The 19,887-nt window shown below is 41.7% G+C and carries 21 protein-coding genes; 6 read left to right on the plus strand and 15 right to left on the minus strand.

Annotated elements, in window-relative coordinates:
• Nucleotides 1–92 precede the first annotated feature (92 nt).
• The 9 genes from G7074_RS26440 to G7074_RS00640 form a co-directional block, all read right to left on the minus strand.
• Nucleotides 93–602: a hypothetical protein gene (locus G7074_RS26440; RefSeq protein WP_205944131.1), complete on the minus strand. Its 510-nt coding sequence runs from the start codon at nucleotides 600–602 to the stop codon at nucleotides 93–95.
• Nucleotides 599–1,723, minus strand: a complete 1,125-nt coding sequence (locus G7074_RS00605) for a family 16 glycosylhydrolase (RefSeq protein WP_205944132.1) — start codon at nucleotides 1,721–1,723, stop codon at nucleotides 599–601. The genes G7074_RS26440 and G7074_RS00605 overlap by 4 nt, the downstream gene beginning before the upstream one ends.
• A complete protein-coding gene (locus G7074_RS00610) occupies nucleotides 1,689–3,206 on the minus strand; it encodes a RagB/SusD family nutrient uptake outer membrane protein (protein ID WP_240916430.1) in 1,518 nt (505 codons plus the stop codon). Before G7074_RS00610 ends, G7074_RS00605 begins: the two co-directional genes overlap by 35 nt.
• A gap of 16 nt (nucleotides 3,207–3,222) precedes the next feature.
• A complete protein-coding gene (locus tag G7074_RS00615; protein ID WP_166206094.1) occupies nucleotides 3,223–4,743 on the minus strand; it encodes a SusC/RagA family TonB-linked outer membrane protein in 1,521 nt (506 codons plus the stop codon).
• Nucleotides 4,740–5,732, minus strand: a complete 993-nt coding sequence (locus G7074_RS27465; protein WP_166206097.1) for a TonB-dependent receptor plug domain-containing protein — start codon at nucleotides 5,730–5,732, stop codon at nucleotides 4,740–4,742. Before G7074_RS27465 ends, G7074_RS00615 begins: the two co-directional genes overlap by 4 nt.
• Nucleotides 5,729–6,700 (minus strand): SusC/RagA family TonB-linked outer membrane protein, encoded by a 972-nt coding sequence (locus tag G7074_RS27470; RefSeq protein WP_166206100.1) that lies wholly within the window; start codon nucleotides 6,698–6,700, stop codon nucleotides 5,729–5,731. Before G7074_RS27470 ends, G7074_RS27465 begins: the two co-directional genes overlap by 4 nt.
• A 184-nt stretch (nucleotides 6,701–6,884) precedes the next feature.
• Nucleotides 6,885–8,036, minus strand: a complete 1,152-nt coding sequence (locus G7074_RS00630) for a FecR family protein (protein ID WP_166206103.1) — start codon at nucleotides 8,034–8,036, stop codon at nucleotides 6,885–6,887.
• A gap of 85 nt (nucleotides 8,037–8,121) precedes the next feature.
• The gene (locus G7074_RS00635; RefSeq protein ID WP_166206106.1) at nucleotides 8,122–8,682 is read right to left on the minus strand and encodes a sigma-70 family RNA polymerase sigma factor; all 561 of its coding nucleotides are present in this window, start codon (nucleotides 8,680–8,682) and stop codon (nucleotides 8,122–8,124) included.
• 555 nt (nucleotides 8,683–9,237) lie between these two features.
• Nucleotides 9,238–10,107 (minus strand): pirin family protein, encoded by an 870-nt coding sequence (locus G7074_RS00640; RefSeq protein WP_166206109.1) that lies wholly within the window; start codon nucleotides 10,105–10,107, stop codon nucleotides 9,238–9,240.
• Between the two features lie 178 nt (nucleotides 10,108–10,285).
• Here G7074_RS00640 and G7074_RS00645 point away from each other — a divergent pair, with 178 nt between their 5' ends.
• From G7074_RS00645 to G7074_RS00655, 3 genes are read left to right on the plus strand one after another with little or no spacing between them, the layout of a single operon-like run.
• On the plus strand, nucleotides 10,286–10,891 hold the full coding sequence (locus tag G7074_RS00645) for an NADPH-dependent F420 reductase (RefSeq protein ID WP_124561123.1): 606 nt from the start codon (nucleotides 10,286–10,288) through the stop codon (nucleotides 10,889–10,891).
• The gene (locus G7074_RS00650) at nucleotides 10,892–11,650 is read left to right on the plus strand and encodes an SDR family NAD(P)-dependent oxidoreductase (protein ID WP_166206112.1); all 759 of its coding nucleotides are present in this window, start codon (nucleotides 10,892–10,894) and stop codon (nucleotides 11,648–11,650) included. It begins immediately after the preceding gene.
• Between the two features lie 12 nt (nucleotides 11,651–11,662).
• Nucleotides 11,663–12,208, plus strand: a complete 546-nt coding sequence (locus G7074_RS00655; protein ID WP_166206114.1) for an ester cyclase — start codon at nucleotides 11,663–11,665, stop codon at nucleotides 12,206–12,208.
• A 54-nt stretch (nucleotides 12,209–12,262) separates the two neighbouring features.
• Here the strand turns inward: G7074_RS00655 and G7074_RS00660 are convergent, their stop codons facing one another.
• Nucleotides 12,263–12,847, minus strand: coding sequence for a Crp/Fnr family transcriptional regulator (locus tag G7074_RS00660; RefSeq protein ID WP_166206117.1), 585 nt, complete (start codon nucleotides 12,845–12,847; stop codon nucleotides 12,263–12,265).
• A 282-nt stretch (nucleotides 12,848–13,129) separates the two neighbouring features.
• On the opposite strand from G7074_RS00660, the gene G7074_RS00665 reads away from it, so the two are divergent.
• Nucleotides 13,130–13,783, plus strand: coding sequence for a hydrolase (locus tag G7074_RS00665; protein ID WP_166206120.1), 654 nt, complete (start codon nucleotides 13,130–13,132; stop codon nucleotides 13,781–13,783).
• Between the two features lie 61 nt (nucleotides 13,784–13,844).
• On the opposite strand, the gene G7074_RS00670 is transcribed toward G7074_RS00665, so the two are convergent.
• The 5 genes from G7074_RS00670 to G7074_RS00690 form a co-directional block, all read right to left on the minus strand.
• The gene (locus tag G7074_RS00670; RefSeq protein ID WP_166206123.1) at nucleotides 13,845–14,663 is read right to left on the minus strand and encodes an AraC family transcriptional regulator; all 819 of its coding nucleotides are present in this window, start codon (nucleotides 14,661–14,663) and stop codon (nucleotides 13,845–13,847) included.
• A gap of 143 nt (nucleotides 14,664–14,806) precedes the next feature.
• Nucleotides 14,807–15,535, minus strand: coding sequence for an SDR family NAD(P)-dependent oxidoreductase (locus G7074_RS00675; RefSeq protein WP_166206126.1), 729 nt, complete (start codon nucleotides 15,533–15,535; stop codon nucleotides 14,807–14,809).
• 10 nt (nucleotides 15,536–15,545) lie between these two features.
• Entirely contained in the window at nucleotides 15,546–16,538 is a 993-nt protein-coding gene (locus tag G7074_RS00680; RefSeq protein WP_166206129.1) for an SDR family NAD(P)-dependent oxidoreductase, read from the minus strand.
• 341 nt (nucleotides 16,539–16,879) lie between these two features.
• Nucleotides 16,880–17,398, minus strand: a complete 519-nt coding sequence (locus G7074_RS00685) for a hypothetical protein (RefSeq protein ID WP_166206131.1) — start codon at nucleotides 17,396–17,398, stop codon at nucleotides 16,880–16,882.
• Between the two features lie 56 nt (nucleotides 17,399–17,454).
• Nucleotides 17,455–18,339 (minus strand): hypothetical protein, encoded by an 885-nt coding sequence (locus tag G7074_RS00690; RefSeq protein ID WP_166206134.1) that lies wholly within the window; start codon nucleotides 18,337–18,339, stop codon nucleotides 17,455–17,457.
• 196 nt (nucleotides 18,340–18,535) lie between these two features.
• Between G7074_RS00690 and G7074_RS00695 the strand changes: the two genes are divergently transcribed.
• Together G7074_RS00695 and G7074_RS00700 are read left to right on the plus strand one after the other, a co-directional pair.
• Nucleotides 18,536–18,766 (plus strand): hypothetical protein, encoded by a 231-nt coding sequence (locus G7074_RS00695; RefSeq protein WP_124561133.1) that lies wholly within the window; start codon nucleotides 18,536–18,538, stop codon nucleotides 18,764–18,766.
• 551 nt (nucleotides 18,767–19,317) lie between these two features.
• On the plus strand, nucleotides 19,318–19,689 hold the full coding sequence (locus G7074_RS00700; RefSeq protein ID WP_124561134.1) for a response regulator: 372 nt from the start codon (nucleotides 19,318–19,320) through the stop codon (nucleotides 19,687–19,689).
• Nucleotides 19,690–19,887 lie beyond the last annotated feature (198 nt).

A 19,887-nucleotide genomic window follows, 5' to 3' on the forward strand; every position in this document is an offset into this window, starting at 1 on the left:
TGTTAAATCCTCAGGTTGTCTCATCCTCTTTAAAGCTTAAAAAGCTTAAACCGACAGCCGTCATCGTAAAAATCGACTTTAACATACCAACATCAAAAGGATTTTTCTATGGTAATATCATCAAGGATTGCAGGGATATGGCCTGTGTTTTCAAAAACGAGTTTTATCGTTTTTTTATTGGCGTTATATTCCTTTCCCGTCTTAAAAGGAATGGATTTTTTCAGAAACTCTTTTTGCCCGGAAGATTCCTGCGCAAGAACCTCTTCCAGATCTCCTGTTACCATTTCTACATTAAAAATATTTACACGGATTCCTTTCCCTCCCAGTAACCAATAGGCAAGGGTATATTCCCTGTCATTATCAAGGTATATATATTGTTCCACTTTTTGTCCTGGACCAAGTTCAAGCCCTATACTGTTATCCCTTCCTAACCTGTTAGCCAGTTTACCCGTCCCTTCCCACGGCAATAAACTTCCACTATCTTCAAAACCAGGATTTGGGAGTTCATTACCAGCTTTCAAGGGCCAGTTGTACGCACGGATATAGTCTACTTCCATATTTACATTCCCCTTATCACCATAACTCCCCAGAAATACATTCATAAAATGATTGGGGAGAATATCCTCTGTTTATCACTATACTCTTTGATAAGATTACCGTTAATATAGTGCTTGATGCTATTCGGCGTCCAAAGTATACCGTGAGTAACCCACTGGTTAACATGATCATATCCTTGAGCAATGTGGGTAGCGATATTGTGCTTAAACTTCCCCTGTTGATCGACATGCCCATGGAGGACAAACTGGGCATTCAAGTTTTCAAAAACATCAATCTCAAAGACCTGTTCCTTTGGCCTGATCCCCTCAACACCATCAACCTTTGTACCTTGCTCAAGATAATAACGTAGATCCGGCCCTGGTGAATCGAACCAGAAAGCAGTATTCAGGCCTTTTGGGTTACCGGTACTGTTTCTTTTGACCTTTACTTCAAAATAGCCTCCCCTGCTATTGTCCAGCAGATTCTCCCCCGTTCTCCAGTCGTAAGTCTGGATTGAAGAGATTTTCTGATTGCCTTTTTTGGAAAACAGTCTGTTAGGCAATGAATCCGACACAAAAATATCAATCGTCTTGCCGTTCAGCCGATAGGCTGGCTGGGGCAAACGGTCCTCAAGCATTTCATTTCTGGAGTCTGGATCCATATAATTAAAGGAAGAAAAATAATTGGTTGTCCACTTATTACGGTTCAACAACGAGTCATTGAATTCATCATGCCAGTAGAGCTGCATGCCTTTTGGCACGGACGCCGAACTTGGTACCTCGGTTAGCTCGGCAAGTTCTGCTGAATCCAGTTTCCACGTTTTTGAAGTCGTTGCTTCCCCTTTCAGAATTTTACTGACACCAGATCCGTTATAAGCCTCAATCCATATATGATAATCGGTCTGGGGCTTCACATCCTGAATGTAGTAGCATGTAGTATTGCTGCTGAGAACCGCACATGGGTCAGCGGGCCTTTGTTTATCAGATGACCAATAAATACGGTATCCGGCTTCATTTATGGCATTATCTTTCCATTGAAGCTTTATCCAGCTTCTTGTTCCCAATACTGTGAGCTCAGAAGGAGCAGCAGGGGTCTCACCGAGGACCCCTGAGCTAAAAATTGAGAGCAAAATAACAAAAAAATTCTTCATCCTAATTGTATCCTGGATTCTGTTTGATAATTCCATTGCTCTGGTTTACCGCTGCACGTGGTAGCGGATAAAGTGCTTTGAAAGGCTCAGCTGTGGTCGATCCATCATCTGCGGCACGTTTGGTAAACAGGTTCCAGCGGATCAGATCATCTCTTCTCCATCCTTCAGCCCATAGCTCAAAAAGGCGCTCATCCTGGATTTTTGTGAGGAACTGGGCCTTATTCAATCCTGTTGCCAATGCCGCAAGTCCTGCTCTGGCCCTAACCTGATTCACCGCATCATAGGCCTCGGCATTTGGGCCACCATTTGCTTCATTTATGCTTTCAGCCAACATCAATAATACATCCGCATAGCGGTATATCGGAAAATCTACTGCACTGTTCTGCGAGTTCGCTTTCGAAGGATCTGGTGCGAATTTCATTGGAACAGCCCCAAGCTGCCCTGAAGTCCTGGCATTCTGGTAGATAATGTTACCGGATGCATCTTTACCGACTGGATATTTTTCCAACAATACGCCTAGTCTTTTATCACTGGGATTAAACTTATCATAGCTTGTCCAACGCATTTTATAGCCACCCCATGCTGTTAGATTGATGCCCGATGGATCCTTGTAATCCGTTGGAAGGGAATGGGCTAGCCACATGTTAGTATATTGGTCAGTTCCTGTTGCTGTACACACGACGGCCAGGATGACCTCGGCAGACGCACCACTCTTGTTGGCCACACTAAAAACATCTTCATATTTAGGCTGAAGTGAATAACCTAAAGATTTGATCTTGGTACCTGTCTCCACAGCTTTGCTCCACTGCTTTTCATGCATATAAAGTTTCATCAATCCGGTTAGGGCAGCAGCTTTGGAGAAACGGCCATAATTGCTTCCTGTAAATTTTGTTGGAAGTACTTCAGCTGCTTCCAAATAGTCCTTTTCAATTTGCTTTACCATCTCCTCACTTGTTGGTCTTGGAACCGGGGAAGCATTTGGATCAGCAGCAATCTTTGCATCGGTTATAATTGTCAGAGGGCCATATGCAAAATATAGCAACTGGGCATAATGTGCGCGAAGCGCCTTCAGTTCTGCAGTTAACCTGCTTTTTAAATTTGCATCCATATCCACATTCTGCATATCGGCCAAGGTTATGGCGATACGGGAGATGAAAGGAAGATATCTCGTGTAGTTGTGGGTTACCCAATCGAAATCCGGCGTAAAGTTCAGGGTATGCATCTTGTTCCAGTCATTTCCCCAGGCGCAAACACCCTCATCGGTAGTCATCATCGCCTGGGTTCTCCAGGCATAGGTTCCCGCATCCCAGCCCCCCTGCCAATCAGATCCACCTGCCAGTCCGGTGTAAGCAGTACTTACCGCAGCTGTCACCCCTTCCGGGGTCTTAATCACGGTATTGAGATCACCGTAGCTTTTGTAATCCAATCCTTTTTCGCAGGAGTTCAAAAACAGTAAGCCTATGCAGAGAAAGCCAGTATAAACCGATCTATGAAGCATTGTTCTTATATTTATTTTCATGTCTGTATGGATTTAGTTAAAATGTAGCATTGATACCGAATACGTAGCTTTTTACCAAAGGATAAAAATTACTGGTACTCAATTCTGGGTCAAGGCCTGGATATTTGGTTATGGTAAACAGATTTTGAGCATCAAATGATACCCTCACCGAAGAAAATAGTTTTTGTTTGGCCAGAACGCCTGTAGGAACAGTATAACCTAAGGTTATATTACGGGCACGCAGATAGCTTGCGTCTACCAGCCAGTACGTGGACGGATTCTGATAAGCATTATAAGTCCCATCATTCAATGCGGTAGGTAAGGTTCCCGAAGTATTCTGAATACTCCACCTTTGTCCGTCCGTTGGCATGGCATTAAATCCGAATGCATCCATTCCACTCTCACTTACCCTTCCATCGGCAATAGGTGACCATCTTTTCTGTTTAACCCCTGATAGATAGATATTGAGATCGAAACCACCATAGCGGAAAGTATTACCAAATCCGAAATTATATTGCGGATCGTTGTTTCCTATATAGGTTTTATCCGCATCGGTAATTTTACCATCCGGGCCAATAAGATTTCCGTTAGCATCATAGCCATGGATATCACTTATAATGAGGCCTCCTGGAAGCATATTTGGCATATGAGCAGGCGCCGTACCGCTTCTTCCGGTGAATAATCCATCCGCAACATACCCGAATATCGGACTGAACAGCGCTTTTTTTCCACTAGGCACTTCATATTTTGCCAAAACTTTAAGCGCGGCATCTGATCTTTGTACCCAATAGTTCAGGTAATGTGAAAAATTGATATTAGTGGACCAGCTGAATCCATTAGGTGAATTAGCACGGATATTCTTTGACTCCAGGCTAAACTCGTAGCCTGTTGACCTGGTCTTGCCGGCATTCCCATACACTCCATTAATGATAAATCCGGAAGGATAAGGCACAAATGCGATTAGATTGCGGATTGTCTTATTGTAATAATCGAAAGATCCCGATAAACGATTGTTAAACAGGGCAAAATCGACACCTGCATTGATTTCTCCGGCTGTTTCCCAAGTCAGGTCAGGGTTGGCTGCCCGGGAGAGTACCAATCCAGAGCTGATATTGTTGGTTCCAAAATACGCACTCATGCTTGAACTGTATAACGCAAAGGCAGCAGACTGGAACGAGCTGTTTCCTGTTTCTCCATAACCTGCACGAACCTTGAAGAAAGAGATTGGCTTGATCGACTTCATCCAGGACTCATCCGAAAGCACCCAGCCAGCAGAAACTGCCGGAAAGTACCCCCATTTCTTGTTATCGGCAAAAATAGAAGACCCGTCCCTTCTCACAGATGCCTGAAGGGTGATGTTTCCATTGTAGGTATAAATGGCACGGGCAAAATAGGAAGCCCAGGTCGTCTGGCTTTTGCTTGAGCCTACGGTAGGCTTATCGGCTTGTCCTGATTGTATAGAATAATACAGCGTTGCATCAGAAAGGAAATTCTGGTTACCGGCATTAAAGCCTTCCCAATCAGACTGTTGGTAAGTGTAACCCGCGATCGCGTTCAAATGGTGTCTTTCCCCAGGGACTTATCATAGTTAAGGGTATACTCAAAGAGTTTAGATTGGGATTCTGACTGTATAATGGCAGCAGATCCATTCGACTGATTACCGTAAAGGAATGTCCTTGGAAAATAGGTCGATCTTTTAGAGTTCGACTGATCATAACTAAAACTTCCCTTAGCCTTTAAACCATCAACTATTTTCCACTCACCATAGGCAGTAGTCAGTAAGCGGTTGGACTTGGTCAAATCACTAACCGTACCATACGACAATGGATTGGGAATATTCGGATAATAAGGGCTCAAAGGGTAACTTCCATCAGCTGCGAGAAGGGGGATATTAGGTGCCCAATAAATCGCCGCTGTTACGATACCGCCATTTTCCAGGGTACCATTGGTTATGGTATTATTGGCAAGGGAATTCGAAACTACGATATTTGCACCGATCTTGATTTTCTCAGAAAGGGACTGGTCAATATTAAGCCTTCCGTTATAACGTTTATAATCCGTTCCAATCAATACTCCTTTCTGATCAAAATAATTTCCAGAGGCGAAGTAGCGTGTTTTGTTATTTCCTCCAGAAAGGGAAATATTGTGTTGTTGGGTATATCCAGCGCGGGTAATGGCATCAGTTGCTGATTGATCTTCTGAGGCCTGGTCGATTTGCTGCTGGGTATAAACAGGAATATAAGGTGAGACTGTTGATGCATCTACGTTGCCGTAGTAAGGTGCTATGTGATTGGTTTTGTACCATTTCTCTTCCCGGATCTGGTTACGCTGCTGCATATACTCTTTGGCGCCATATACCGGATACATCTTATCAACGTCCTGGACACCATAATTGCCACTGTATTGCAGAGTTGACTTTCCTTCAGCCCCCTTCTTTGTGGTCACCAATACCACACCTGCGCCTGCCCTAGCACCATAAATTGATGCAGCACTTGCATCTTTCAGGAATTGTATGGATTCAATATCGTTTGGGTTTATAAAATTCAATGGGGATTTATCCACCCCCCGGCACCGTATTTGGAGCCAACTCCCCCACCCAGATCAGGCTGTCCTGAATTGTCATTCACCGGAACGCCATCAATCACATATAGCACACCAGCATTTGCAAAAGAAGGGTTACTGCGTATCTGCACAGTCACACCCGCTCCCGGCTGCCCGGTTGACTGGATAACCTGCACGCCGGCCGCCTTGCCCTGAAGGCTCTGCTGAAAACTTGAGGCTACACTTGTGTTGAGGTCTTTGGCATCAATTTTAGTGATGGCACCGGTCACATTCTTTTGCTTAATTGCCCCATAACCAATTACAACAACCGTAGAAAGTTCTTTACTAATCCCATTCAATCTGATTTCGATGGCCTTTTGTCCCCTATAGGTGAATTCCTGTGTTTCATAGCTGATATGGCTAAATACAAGGATATCCCCATCGGTGAGATCCAATATAAACTTTCCATCAGAATCGGATTGCACTGTTTTATCGTTTCCCCTAATCTTGATAAGTACGCCGGGAACGGGTGTCCCGCTTTCGTCCTTTATCTGACCAGATACTGATTTATTCCTAATTTTGGATTCTGAAGGTAATTCCTCTGCTGCCCCTGCTTTTTTGACGATCACGGTATTACCCTTGATCTCATAGCTTAAAGGTTGTCCCTTAAATAAATGCCTAAGCGCTTCTTCAAGCGAAACATTTTTTAGATTGAAACTGACCGGAACGGTATTTTCCAGGTAGGTGGCCACATAAAAAAACTCATAGCCACTTTTTGATCGGAGGTTCTCCACAGCCTGTTTAAATGGAGTATTCTTTTCCCGAAGGGTAATTTTCTGAGCTTTTGCCGTAGCGCTCATTTGTAAGAGAAATGTAAGCAGCAGAACCCCGATCATCCGTTTCGGTAATCGTATCCACAGATTTCTGCGGAACTCAAAGGGCATAGCAATCTTCTTGAATTTAGTTAAATTCATAATTTTGGTTTGAATGGATTATTGGTCTTGTTGTTTGATAATTAGCGCTGTTAGCAGGAGTTAGATGTCCCCAAAGGCTTTCATTGCTAGTAATAGCTTAGAGATTACAGCAGTCTTCAGTTTTGGATCAGCTTGGTAGCATATTTTTTCTCATCATACTGTTCATTAAAGTTTATAATTTGGTTTAGAATTTCTTGATGTATATTTTTTTCCCTATCATCCTGATTTTTAACAGTCCAGTGGAACCGATAACATCCAAGATCTTGGATATAGCCTGTTTTTTTGAAAAACGCCCCTTCATTTTATCAAGAGGGATCTTTCCTTGATAGATCACCTCAATGTCATACCACCTGGAAAGTCTCCTCATGATCTCGAACACATTTTCATTGTCAAAATCAAAGTTCCCATTTCTCCAGGACGCTGATAGGAAAGGATCGACCTTTACAGCAGTTATCTTGCCTGTTTTATCGAGCTGAGACTGGTATCCGGGATGTAGTACCAATCTTTCGCTTATGCTGATCGATCCTTCCAACAGCGTTGTTTTCACAAGTGAATCATCGTGATAATTATTGACGTTAAAATGTGTTCCGAGTACTTTTACATCCTGTCCATTTGAATGAACGATAAATGGCTTATGGGCGTCTTTGGCCACCTCAAAGTAAGCTTCTCCCTCTAACTCTACCCTACGTTCACCAAGGCCAGTGAAATTGACGGGAAACCTGATAGAGGAAGCTGCGTTTAACCAAACATGCGTACCATCCGGAAGGTTCAGCTGATATTGACGGGCTTTGGAAGTCGATAACGTATTTACCATCAGCTTACCTGCTGTGTTTACAGGGCTACGTCCTGATTTTCCCGTCAGAACAGCATATACCAGGGCATCACCTGAAGTTTTGGAGGCCATTATCCCTACCTGTTCGGAAATCGGCCCATTTACTCGATTATCCAGGGCTATTATCTTACCAGTTGAGAGTTTGAGCGTCGCAATATTAAAACCGGCAGGTATGTTATGCCTCAACATCGAGATATCTGTTGGGGTGTGCTTCGAAAAGTTCCAGCCTCCAGGCAAAAGGGCACGTACCACAAAGAAAGCTATTATTATAGCTGCAGCAATCCCTGAACAGCTATAAGTAACTTTCAGTAGCGATTTTCTACTAATCTCTTTGTTGATTTGCTGAAACATCGCTTTGCGGGTGAATTCAAAATCAGGAAGCGTATTTTCTTTTCCTCCCTGTAAGGAATTGCACCAGTGGTTATAGATATGCAGATCATAGTCAGTTGGACTGCCTGATGCGATACGTTCTATTGCGCTGTTCAATTCTTGGTTCTGGTTCATCGCCGACTTTAAGAAGCTTTTTAATTGATGCTTTTAAACCATAGGGACATGAAGGCCTACCTACCCCTAAGTCCTTTGAATTTTTTTATAAAAAAACTATCCAGAACGACATTTTGCCCAGAAAGACTTTTAATTTTTTAAGAGAAATGGTGATCTGGGCCTCAACGGTTTTTTCAGAAATACCCAGTCTTGCTGCAATTTCCTTGTTGGATAAATATTCCCCACGGCTCATTTGGTATATCTCCCTGGCCTTGGGTGGCAAGATGAGGACAAACTCTGCTATGGCATTGCGGAGTTCCTTGATTTCAAGGTTATCATCGTCATATACCAAATCAGTTTTAATGGAGCCTGCAAGAATTTCATCCCTGCGTTTACTCGATACAATTACCCGGGTAAGTTTAAACTTGACAGCAGCCATTAGATATCCTTTGAGATTGGATATATTCAGTTTCCTGCGGTTTTCCCAAAGCCAAATAAATATATCCTGTACTGCATCCATACATTCATCCTGATCCTTCAAGATATTTAACCCAAACCTAAAAAGTGTATCCGAATAACGGGAATAGATTGCATTGAAAGCAGGCCTGCTCCCTTCCTTTAGGCCCTGGATCAATACACTGTCTTCTACTTTTTCCCAATCGATCATTAGTTATGTTTGAAGTTATTCCTTGATATTATTTGGTTCAGAGGGAAACCGCTTAAGAGAATACCAATAACCAGCCAGTGGGTAGAATATGGCCATAGGATCATTCAGATAAACATCTGATTGGTTTTCTCTTCCGTAGTAACAAGGATCACACAATGTTATAAATAAAAATCAAACCGCACAACAGTTAATCTGCACAAACGTTTGACAAAAAATTCACTACTCAAAAACCAGTCGCTGCTCCAGATAAAAATATCTAGAGCCTTTTTCAGTAATTCAACTTCAAAATTCTTACATATTTGGTTTATAATGGAGATTTCGGGCGCCTTGACCAAGTCATTCTGTTACAGATTGACTACCAACAAAAAACTGCACATTTGAAACATATTTATAATCAATAATTTGAATCGGTCATTTTTTAACGAAACCAACTGACTCTACTTTCCGAAATGATATTGTCACTCCTTCCGAAATCTCCACCAACACCTTTATTTCGAGAAAATGCTTTACACAAGCCGATATATTTGTATCAAATGTTGAAATATTTGAATTTGTCTAGAGATAATCAATACATCCATAAGCACCAGTAAAAAAGTCCTTATATGCATCGGCAATGCCGGCATCACTATTCATAACAAATGGTCCTTCAACCACAATAGGCTCCTTATAGGGTTTACCCCCAAAAACAAAAATATCCGCTACGCTGATCTTATCGTTTTGAAAAACAATCTCTCTGACATTTTCCTCCAGCACCAGCATTTTACTGTTTCCTAGCACAATGTCATTTATAACTACCTCTGAAGACGGGACAAATGCAGCCACTTCATCACCCTGGCGTGGCAAAAATGAAAACCTGGAATTAGGATTCAAACGGATGTGATAAATAAATTCAGAATTAAAGGTCGGCAAAGATGATTTCCATACCCCGAATTCACCCAACAAGATCCTGATGATTCCACCATGATCCGGCAACTGAACTTCAGGAACATCCTCCGACTGTATAGCAGCATATTCAGGGTCTTCTTTTTTATGGATACCAGGCAGGTTAACCCAGAACTGAAGTGAATGGAAGATAGGCCTATCTTTTTCCCTGGTGAAAGGCTTCTCATCATGCATAATCCCATTTCCTGACTTCATCCATTGCAGCCCACCAGCATTTACAATATCATGATACCCCCTGCTATCATAATGCGAAAGACTACCGCTTAGTACATAATTTAAAGTAGCAATACCACGGTGCGGGTGGGCAAAGTCCCCAGAGGGAAGCGGTGAATGATCATACCGGAGATCTACGGGATAAAGATGCTCTAAAAAAACGATGCTGCCCACGGATTGAAGTCGTCTGGAAGGTAGCAGACAATTGACCAGGAATTTACCAGTCTTCGAATTGATACCCCTGTAGAATAAGGCTTTATTGCTTTCCATTGTGAAATTACGTAAATGATTATAGCACAAATCTCCCTCAATATTGCTACGATCAGAATAACCTATATTATCAAAACCACTTGATATAGGTCAATCGACTTTAGTGACCTGCGTCAATGGCCGATGCGTCTGTTTCTATCTAATTTTGGTTTATCAAAACATTTAAAACCATATCATTATGAAAAAGTCAATTGGAATAATCGGAGCTGGAAACATAGGAAAAGCTGTTGCCGGACATTTTACAAAAGCAGGTTTCCCTGTATTGATCAGCAATAGTCAGGCTCCAGAATCGCTAGCAGCCACCACAGCCTTTTTAGGACAGGGTGTAAAAGCCGTAACACCTGCAGAAGCCGCAAAGGCGGATATTGTTATACTGGCACTTCCCTGGTCAGAAGTACTTGGACTTTCCGGGCTGACCGACTGGGATGGACGTATCGTAGTTGACGCAACCAATCACTTCATTACTTATGCTCCTGACTTCCAGGTAGCCTATCTCGATGGCCTTGCTTCCAGCGAAGTTGTTCAACAGCATTTGTCTGGTGCCCGTATCGTAAAGGCTTTCAATACCATCTTCTTTAAAATCCTGGAACAGGATCCCCACGTCGAAAATGGCAACAGGGTTTTGTTTGTATCAGGCGATGACCAGCAAGCCAAAGAGATTGTTTCACAGGCCATTTCAGAAATTGGCTTTGCTCCTATTGATCTGGGCTCATTAGCAGTAGGCAGCAAATTTCAGCAGGCCAAAGGGGCGCTGGCAACTTTAAACTTAGTAAAGATCAGCTAAATGAAACGGTTAGAAAATAAGGTAGCCATCATCACCGGTGCTGCCGGTGGTATGGGAGCGGCAGAAGCGATATTGTTTGCCGCCGAGGGTGCAAAGGTATTCATTACCGATGTCCAGGAAGCAAAACTGAAGGCTGTGGCAGAGGAGATAAAACGCCAGGGAGGCATTGCCGAATATGCAGTTCAGGATGTCAGTTCAGAGCAGAGCTGGATTGATATGGCCGAAAAAACAGAACTGCTCTATGGCAGAATTGATATTCTGGTAAATAACGCACGCATCACCGGAAACCTCCTTGGTCCAATCGAAGACCGCAGCGTTGAGGAATTCAACAAGGTAATTGGTGTGAACCTGTTGAGCCAGTTTCTTGGGGTAAAGACTGTGGTACCCTATATGAGAAAGCACCAATCAGGATCCATCATCAATATCTCCTCAATCGGTGGCATTATAGGCTCAGCCAATGCAACAGCTTATACCGCATCTAAAGGCGGATCGAGAAGCTTTACCAAAGGAGCTGCAGCAGAATTTGCCAAAGATAACATCAGGGTAAATTCCGTTCATCCAGGTTATGTGGCCACACCGATGACCAAAGAGATGAATGGGGCGTCTGATTTTGAGCAAATGGCCGTCGGAGCAACACCACTCAACAGGGAAGCCAATCCAAATGAAGTAGCCTACGGGGTGCTGTACTTAGCTTCGGATGAATCGACCTTTACCACTGGTTCAGAATTAATCATTGACGGCGGTGCCACGGCACTTTAAAAACAAAAAATCATGAAAACTTTAGAAAACAATAATTTGAAATCAACCAAAGGGAAAACATGGAAAAAAGTCACCATTGCAGCTCTAGCCGTTACAGGCCTCCTGGTGGCTTCCTGTTCACAGGAAAAAAAGCATTCTGATGGAACTGAACAAACCCACAACAAGCAACAGGCCCAAAAATGGTACAAGGCATTCAATACCAAGGATTCAACATTACTGCAAAGCCTGCTTGATGAGCAGTGGCAGGACTTTCCAGCTGATCCAAACCATCCGGTTGGAAAAAAAGAAGTTGGCGGCCTGCTTAATCACCTGACTACGGTATTCACTGATTTTAAGTGTGAGATTAAAGATATCCTTCAAGATGGGAATAAAGTAATCGTACGCTCGGTGCTCAGCGGAAAACAACAAGCTAATTTTAGGGGCTTTGCATCAAAAGGCCAAACGATGAGCATTCAGGCTGTTGACATTCACGAATTCCAGAACGGAAAAATAATACGCACCTGGCACACCGAAGACTGGCTTAGCGGATTGGGCCAATTGGGCCATATACCAGATTAAAGCCCTAATAAATTCAAATAAAGGAAACCTTTTAAGCTTACTTCAGACAATATATTATTTTAATAGGATTTGCTTTCTCACCCTGCTCAATGTCTCCGGGCTAAGTCCAAGATAAGATGCCAACATGTTCTGCGGAAACCGCCTGATAAACTCAGGATAGGTTTTCATGAGCTGCTGAAACTTTTCCTCTGCCGTAAAGCTTATATTTGCCTGTATCCGGTTTTGGTTAGCAATATAATGGTTTTCATCAAGTACGTGCGCCATCTTCAAAAAATGTAACGACTGATCCTTCAGGTTGGTGATCTTTTCCTTAGTGGTAGCCAAAATCTCACAATCTTCCAGGGCATCGATGTTATATATCGAGGGAGCGAGCATACTAAAACTCTCCCGGTCACTCATCCACCAGTTCTCAATTGCGAACCGCACAATATGTTCTACACCACGGTCATCGATTGTATACTGGCGCATAGCCCCTTTTACAATAAATACCATGTGCTGGCAGACACTTCCCTCATGTGAAAGGAACTGCTTCTTTTTGATCATCCTGGGTGTAAATGCCGCCTCCACGATTTTGAATTCCTCATCAGGGATTTTCAGTCCCGTTTTACCATCTATAAAAGTTCTTAATGCCTGGTACATACCATCTGATTGATAAAATTAGTGAATAAGGGCGGCCAACACCTGCCAAACCAACCATCCTGCCTGATGATTAAAGGTACTTAGAAATTTCAAATGATCGTAGTAAAACTAAATGCCTATAGTTAAATGATTTTCCTTGCAAAACGGGCAGCAAAAGATCGCGGCTTGGATTGACATAAGTCAATCCGATTTCATGACCTGCCTCATTTGTATCCCCACAGCAAATGGGCAACTTTATGTAAATAAAATCACCATCAAATCATAAACTTAAAAACAAATAAAATGACTACAGAAAACAACAAAACAGGTCTTAATGCTTTATTGACACCTGACAATTGTGCAATGCTTTTGATTGACCACCAGCCCTTCCAGTTTGCCGGACTGCGCAGCCACGACAGCCAGACGATTATCAACAATGTAGTGGGGCTCGCAAAGGCAGCAAAGGCCTTTAATGTACCCACGCTCCTCTCCACAGTTCTGGAAGAACGCGGTGGCCTGTTATTAAAGCAACTGCAAGATGTATTTCCTGAGCAAAAACCGATCAACAGAACTTTCATCAATACCTGGGAAGACCAGCGGGTTGTGGATTGGGTAAAAGCAACAGGTAAAAAGAAAATCGTTATGGCAGCCCTGTGGACTGAAATCTGTCTTGCCATGCCAGTGATCCAGGCCTTAGGTGAAGGATATGAAGTTTACATCGTTACAGACGCATCAGGAGGCGTAAGCCTTGAAGCACACGAAATGGCTGTTCTGAGAATGATACAGGCTGGTGCAGTGCCTATTACCTGGGGCGTTTTTTCAGCAGAACTTCAAAGGGACTGGGCACGTACAGAAAGTGTGCCAGCACTTGCGGAAATCCTGTTTGACCACTCCGGCAACGTAGGAACAAGTCTTACCTGGGAACTGCAGTTACTGGCCACTCCTGTCCAACCTTAACAAACAGTTGTCCAGGTATCCAATAAGTCAATCATTCAATAAATTGTAAAGCTGCAAGCCATCAATGGCTTGCAGCTTGGTTGATCAAATAGCTAGGTGCAAAACCAAACTGTTTCTTAAAGGCAAAGGAAAAATGAGATAGATTTTCAAAACCTACCTCGTAGCAGACATCCAAAGGTCTTTTCTGTTTTTCCCTAAGCTGGTAATAGGCCAGTTCTAACCGCTTTTGTGTCAACCAGCGTTGTGGGGTCATGCTAAAAGCCTTCTTAAAATCCCGTTTAAAAGTAGTCAGACTTCTGCCCGTTAGATAGCCAAACTTTTCCATTGGCAGATTGAACATGAAGTTCTTTTCCATATAATCGGTCAGGTTGATCTTACCCGGTTCTTCGAAATTCGCTAATACATGATCAATTTCTTTGTCCACCGTCCTGAGGATACTGATTGCTTCCAATATCTTAATGGAAGCAATATCTTCCGGTATATCCTTCATCTCAAAATACGGGATGAGTGATGCCAGGCAACTTTCCAGCAAGGGATGATTCTTAAAACTGTAGATTTTCTGTGCTGTGGGAGGCTTGGAACTCACGTTTTTACCTGCATAAAAATCCCTGAGCCGATCAGGTGATAAATGCATCACAACTGTTTGATGTGGCTGACCATCTTTAGGGTAGTTGATAATCGTAGCCAACTGGTTTCTTGGGATCAGGAAAATATCCCCTTTTCCGAAAAAATAGGTCGCATCTGCCTGCACAATCTTGGTTTCACCTGAAAGGAACCATACCAGCATATGTTGGTCAAACATAATATCAGATTTGAAAAATTTGTCCTCATAACTCGAGAGTTTAATGTCCTGGGTAATATATCTGGCTTTGTATTCCATACATTTATTTTTAAGAAAGAATGCAATTGTGTAAAAATAGTAAATGGCTGATATTTTACTTTGTTTTAAAGACCATTATTACAAGAAAGGAAGCTAAAATAGCTATCATTCACCTTCCTTTCCTGTTTACGGCATCTCGGAGACTAAATAGACTGCCCTCCATCGACCAAAAAATTAGCGCCGGTTAAAAAAGAAGCCTCTTTGCTGGCCAAATAATGGATCATGTCCGCTACCTCATCCGCCGTCCCCATTCTTCCAACAGGAACACTTTGTACCAATTGATTTTCCAAAGTTTCATCCAGCCCGATTTTATTCATAATCTCGGTGGCTATCGGTCCGGGACTTACCGCATTGACACGGATTTTCCGGGAGGCCAGTTCAAGGGCTGCAATTTTCACAACCGCATTTAAAGCCGCTTTACTTGCCGCATATACTGAGGCGCTTGGCGGGGATATTGTAGCAGATGTCGAAGAAAGCATAATTACCGATGCACCATCATTGAGCAAAGGAATAAAGCGGCTCAAGGTAAAATAAGCCCCTTTGAAATTTACATCCATCATTTCATCAAACTGACTTTCTGCTATCAGTTCAATCGTGGAGAACTTGGTAATCCCCGCATTGACCAGCAGGATGTCAACTTTACCAAATTGTGCTTTGACCTGCGCGGCAAGATTTTCAATGTCTGTTAGCCTAGACTGATCGGCGATTAGGCCCGTTACCTTCAGTTCTCTTGCTGCTTTTTCTACCGCTTCTTTTCTTCTTCCCGTGATAATGACATTCGCTCCCTTTTCCTTTAGTTTTTTTGCGGCTGCATATCCAATACCGCTATTACCACCAGTAATTACGGCAACTTTATCTTTTAAATTTTTCATAGCAGTATGGTTATGGATTAAATTTAAGGCCAGTCATTTCTTCGGTCAGTACCCATAATTTTTTAGCGCTGGTTTCATCGAGTGAATAAGGGTTTACGCCTTTGGGAGAAGCGCTATCTGAACATAGCACCGTAATGTCCGCGTCTTCACAATATACCCCACCGATATGATTTAGTAATGGACTGGTTGCGCACCAAACCGTGGTAGCAGCACCTTGCGGAATTGTCTTTAAAGATGATGCTACTTCAGGCAGCATCTTTCCTGCTGCATCTACAAAGCCCATTTGCTGAAACAATTCCAATGGCGCCTCCCTTCCCAGTTCAGTACCACCGATAGAACCGGGATGTACCGAATAAACGCTGACTCCGGATGACTGCCCCCGATTATCCAGCTCCATCGAAAAGAGGTTGACAGCCGTTTTGGATTGTCCGTACCCCTGTAAGGTTTCGTAATCCCTGTTCAGAAAATTGGGGTCATCAAAATTGAAAGGAGCGAATTGATGTCCATGTGAAGAAACATTGACCACCCTTGCACCTTTTGCTTTTTTAAGAGCAGGCCACAATTTCGCCGTAAGCTGGAACTGCGCTAGATAGTTGGTTGCCAATTGTGATTCTATGCCACGGTTATCTCTCCGCAAGGGCACCCACATAATGCCTGCATTGTTGATTAGCAAGTGTAGTGGTCTTCCTGATGCAAGAAAACTTTCTGCAAATGCATCAATGGATACAGGAAACATTAAGTCCATTTCCGCGATCTCCACATTAGCAATTCCCTGAAGGTTTTTCTTTGCTTTTTCAATATCCCGAGCGGGTACAATAACCCTTGCCCCTGCTGCTGCAAGAACCTGGGTAGTTTCCAATCCGATGCCAGTATTCCCGCCGGTTACAATAGCGATCTTACCTGTAAGGTCAATGCCTTTGATTACTTCTTTAGTTGTCGATTTTGCATTGAAGCCCGAACCGATTGCTTGTTGCAAGGCTCCCTGATAATTGTTTTGTTTCATTTTTATCTCGTTTTTGTTGAAACAAATTTAGGGTGCCTTAAAATCACTGACTTTGTTTAAAAGTCCTATTTTACTTTGTTTAAAAGGTCAGCATGTTTTTTTTTATAATATGATAGCTCTTTAAAGCAAAAACACCTGATTTTAATCCTACAGCTTTCGATTTGCATTCCTAATTGCATTTGGATTAGATTTTATGAGTAATTTTACCATTAAAGCCTTCAAACAATCTGGATTGTAGAGATTGCACCTAATTACTTTTGCCTTTCTCATCTTGTATTTTGGCTTGAAATATTGGGGACTGGATTTACACAAGCATGAAATTAACAATGAGGTACCTTAGCTTAAAAATCAGTGATTTCGAGGGCTTTTTTAGTAAATTTCAAATAAGTAACAATAACTTTCGATCCAATTTTGTAACGGTAATAATCCCCTGGCTTAACTTCAATTCTAATTTTTTCATTTTTTAATGGCCCGGAAAAAGTAAGGTATTCTGCATGCTCTGTTTTGTCCCGGTGAATCACCATACTCGTTAATTTGTTTTTTCCGTTTAATTTATCCTTCTTCCAGTTATACCTGAAATACTGAACGCAAAGCCAGGCAAAGAAATAGCAAAAACCGAAAAATAAGACTCCAATACACAAAAAAGCAAAATAATCCTCATAACCCAGCTCCTGCAAAGTCTCCCTTTTTACAGCAAAAGCACCAATTAACCCCATAATGGCCATACTAACAACTATGGTAATCGCAACAACCCTTATTATCACCTGATTCCCCTGTTCCATTTCCTTGATCTCCTCCTCTGATAAGGGAATATTTTCCTGCAAGTATATTTGCGAACTGTCAATTTGATGATTTTCCATTTATCCCTTGAATCATTAAAACATTAAACAATTGTGCTGGACTTTCCATATCCGTTTTATGGAGCTGTAGCCACCCTGACCATACAACTCATGTGACTTCTAAACTTATCCTTATCCACTGCCGGTACTTCAACTTTAATCGTTACAGGAAATCTTTCAACCATTTTCACATAATTTCCGCTTTGGTTATTCGGAGAACTTAAAGGAGATTCATTTTTTAATTTGCCAATCTCTGGAACTGCACCAGAAAGGTTAATTTCAGGAAAATCATCTATTACAATTCTAGCGGATTGCCCCTTAAGCAGATGTTCCACCTGATTTGATTTAAAATTAGCCACAATATAAAATTCACTGGCTCCGTTTACCTCTTTAACATCAAGATAAGCATCATCCGTAAGTTCAAAATTCCCATCTTTTGATGAAGTTATACGACTGCTTAGCAAAATTTTAGACCATTGTTTTAAAAAATCAACCGGAAATTTTGTTGTTTTCATTGAAACAAGCACAGTATGCCTGCAGGTCTTGCCATCTATAATGTAAATAAGGGTAGAAACAGGTGTTTGCTCGGATTTAAGCGTCCTGTTTTCCAGGCTGATTAATCTAAAAGGATGAGCCCCGTTTTTATTTTCCGCCAGGAGCGCAAAACGAATGCCTTTGTCTTTTAATAAATCATGGGATACATCAATGCTATCCAGGGGCTTAGTACTTTTTGTGATATCATCATTTAATATCATCACCACTTTTTGCCAGCCCTTCTGCTTATCATCTTTAACATCCCACTTATGATGACGACGCGAAAAATCCGTTTGGACAGATAATTTTTCATCAAGTTTCCAGCCTTCAGCCTTCGGCCACTGGATTTCTATATCCTCCCGGTTAGATTGCGCCTTAGCCAATCCAAACATGAATACTAGAACAATGATAACAACAATGTTTTTCATTTGTATTTTTCAGTAATGTAGATGCATTAAAGTTAGCAATTTAAGCAAGGTATAAAAGCGTATTAAAATCCAGAAAAACCAATGCCCCCTTAATCTTCCTTAATGCCGAGTATGTGTAAAACCTTTCTACAATAAATAATGTCTTTTGACTATCTGTGACACAATAAAAACACAAGTTTAACGCTATGTTTGCAATATGAGTTTACCCATGCGCATCACCTTTGAGGAAAATGATTACACCTACACCGTTGTAACGAAAGGAATTACTAAAGAAACCAGCTCAATTCAGATTAACCTGAACGATAAGCAATATGAACTTGCCCGCAATTTGAAAGGCGATTGGGATGCTGCTGATGCAACGGTTAACGATATACCTGGTTTGCTTAAGGCAATAGGAAGAAATATTAAGCTTAGGTACCGGTTGTAGGATCCAGTTGGGATGCCCAATAATGCCAGATGGAATTCCCTGTTTGTTTTGTATACTGATACAAATGGAAGTACCTCTATAAACTTGCGCTAAGCTACTCAATTCCCAATAACAGATTTTCTTTCTAAATCATAAATATCGGTAATATTTTCTCGACTTTAAACTTATCCTCCTGAATCACCATTTAATGAATCCCCTTTCATCACCACAAAATTGCTATCCTGGCGGTTACTACCAAAATTGCTTGGCTAATGCGAAACGGTACAATGATCGCAGAAAGATATTAAGGCTTAAATTGATTTTTATGGTAAACCCTTCAGCGATAAACTGTGACAAATTCAACCACGATATTATTGATAAAAAACGTAACTTTAATTGCACAAAAAACTTTGGTCAGACAAATATTGACTAATTTATGAAACCCTGGACTTGGTTCATTTTTTGCGCGAATTGTTTAGATATAAGTTATTTGGCTTTCATTGGCGTAGCAGGTCATGTAAAAGTGACGTGTGTCTATTATTATCTACTTAGATATTTAATAACTACTCCCAATGAAAACCATAATCGTACAAGATACCGATGCTGCAGTTTTGGATGTAATGACATTAGCTTTGCAGGCTGAGGGATTTGAGGTATATCCTATCCAAGGCTATGAAATTGATTTTCTTTCATTAATAAATGAGAGAAGACCACATGTAGTGATTTTAGACTACCGTCTGAAAGGCGATACCTGCAAGGAAATCTGCTTCCAGATCAAACAGAAATATCCTCATCTGCCTGTGATTGCTACAAGCTGTAACTACAATATTGACCGTTTGTACGGAGTAAACGGCTTCGACGCTTACATCCGCAAACCCTTTGATCTAGATTTATTGTACGGAATATTAAATCAATACGTTAAATTAAAAAAAGTGTTGAGTTAAAATTAAGGGTTGAACCTCTATCTTTAAATAAATATAACTACTAAAACTCCATTTATACCCAAGAGCCACAATTGTGGCTCTTTTACATTCAATTTATAATCGCCTGCCGCTAATATTTCAAACTGTCAAACACACCTAAAGCCCGGTTACAATTAACAGGGCACTGATTAGGGTGAATATCTTTTGATAGGTTTATTT

The organism is Pedobacter sp. HDW13, assembly GCF_011303555.1.
Taxonomy (GTDB): Bacteria; Bacteroidota; Bacteroidia; order Sphingobacteriales; family Sphingobacteriaceae; genus Pedobacter.

What these genes read in the sequence shown, in the direction of transcription:
- G7074_RS00690 (WP_166206134.1), bottom strand. Translation starts at nt 18,339, where the DNA reads ATGAAAAACATTGTTGTTATCATTGTTCTAGTATTCATGTTTGGATTG.
- G7074_RS00665 (WP_166206120.1), top strand. Translation starts at nt 13,130, where the DNA reads ATGACTACAGAAAACAACAAAACAGGTCTTAATGCTTTATTGACACCT.
- G7074_RS00650 (WP_166206112.1), top strand. Translation starts at nt 10,892, where the DNA reads ATGAAACGGTTAGAAAATAAGGTAGCCATCATCACCGGTGCTGCCGGT.
- G7074_RS00660 (WP_166206117.1), bottom strand. Translation starts at nt 12,847, where the DNA reads ATGTACCAGGCATTAAGAACTTTTATAGATGGTAAAACGGGACTGAAA.
- G7074_RS00610 (WP_240916430.1), bottom strand. Translation starts at nt 3,206, where the DNA reads ATGAAAATAAATATAAGAACAATGCTTCATAGATCGGTTTATACTGGC.
- G7074_RS00685 (WP_166206131.1), bottom strand. Translation starts at nt 17,398, where the DNA reads ATGGAAAATCATCAAATTGACAGTTCGCAAATATACTTGCAGGAAAAT.
- G7074_RS00635 (WP_166206106.1), bottom strand. Translation starts at nt 8,682, where the DNA reads ATGATCGATTGGGAAAAAGTAGAAGACAGTGTATTGATCCAGGGCCTA.
- G7074_RS00680 (WP_166206129.1), bottom strand. Translation starts at nt 16,538, where the DNA reads ATGAAACAAAACAATTATCAGGGAGCCTTGCAACAAGCAATCGGTTCG.
- G7074_RS00695 (WP_124561133.1), top strand. Translation starts at nt 18,536, where the DNA reads ATGAGTTTACCCATGCGCATCACCTTTGAGGAAAATGATTACACCTAC.
- G7074_RS00700 (WP_124561134.1), top strand. Translation starts at nt 19,318, where the DNA reads ATGAAAACCATAATCGTACAAGATACCGATGCTGCAGTTTTGGATGTA.
- G7074_RS00655 (WP_166206114.1), top strand. Translation starts at nt 11,663, where the DNA reads ATGAAAACTTTAGAAAACAATAATTTGAAATCAACCAAAGGGAAAACA.
- G7074_RS27470 (WP_166206100.1), bottom strand. Translation starts at nt 6,700, where the DNA reads ATGAATTTAACTAAATTCAAGAAGATTGCTATGCCCTTTGAGTTCCGC.
- G7074_RS00670 (WP_166206123.1), bottom strand. Translation starts at nt 14,663, where the DNA reads ATGGAATACAAAGCCAGATATATTACCCAGGACATTAAACTCTCGAGT.
- G7074_RS00645 (WP_124561123.1), top strand. Translation starts at nt 10,286, where the DNA reads ATGAAAAAGTCAATTGGAATAATCGGAGCTGGAAACATAGGAAAAGCT.
- G7074_RS00605 (WP_205944132.1), bottom strand. Translation starts at nt 1,723, where the DNA reads ATGGAATTATCAAACAGAATCCAGGATACAATTAGGATGAAGAATTTT.
- G7074_RS00630 (WP_166206103.1), bottom strand. Translation starts at nt 8,036, where the DNA reads ATGAACCAGAACCAAGAATTGAACAGCGCAATAGAACGTATCGCATCA.
- G7074_RS26440 (WP_205944131.1), bottom strand. Translation starts at nt 602, where the DNA reads ATGAATGTATTTCTGGGGAGTTATGGTGATAAGGGGAATGTAAATATG.
- G7074_RS00640 (WP_166206109.1), bottom strand. Translation starts at nt 10,107, where the DNA reads ATGGAAAGCAATAAAGCCTTATTCTACAGGGGTATCAATTCGAAGACT.
- G7074_RS00675 (WP_166206126.1), bottom strand. Translation starts at nt 15,535, where the DNA reads ATGAAAAATTTAAAAGATAAAGTTGCCGTAATTACTGGTGGTAATAGC.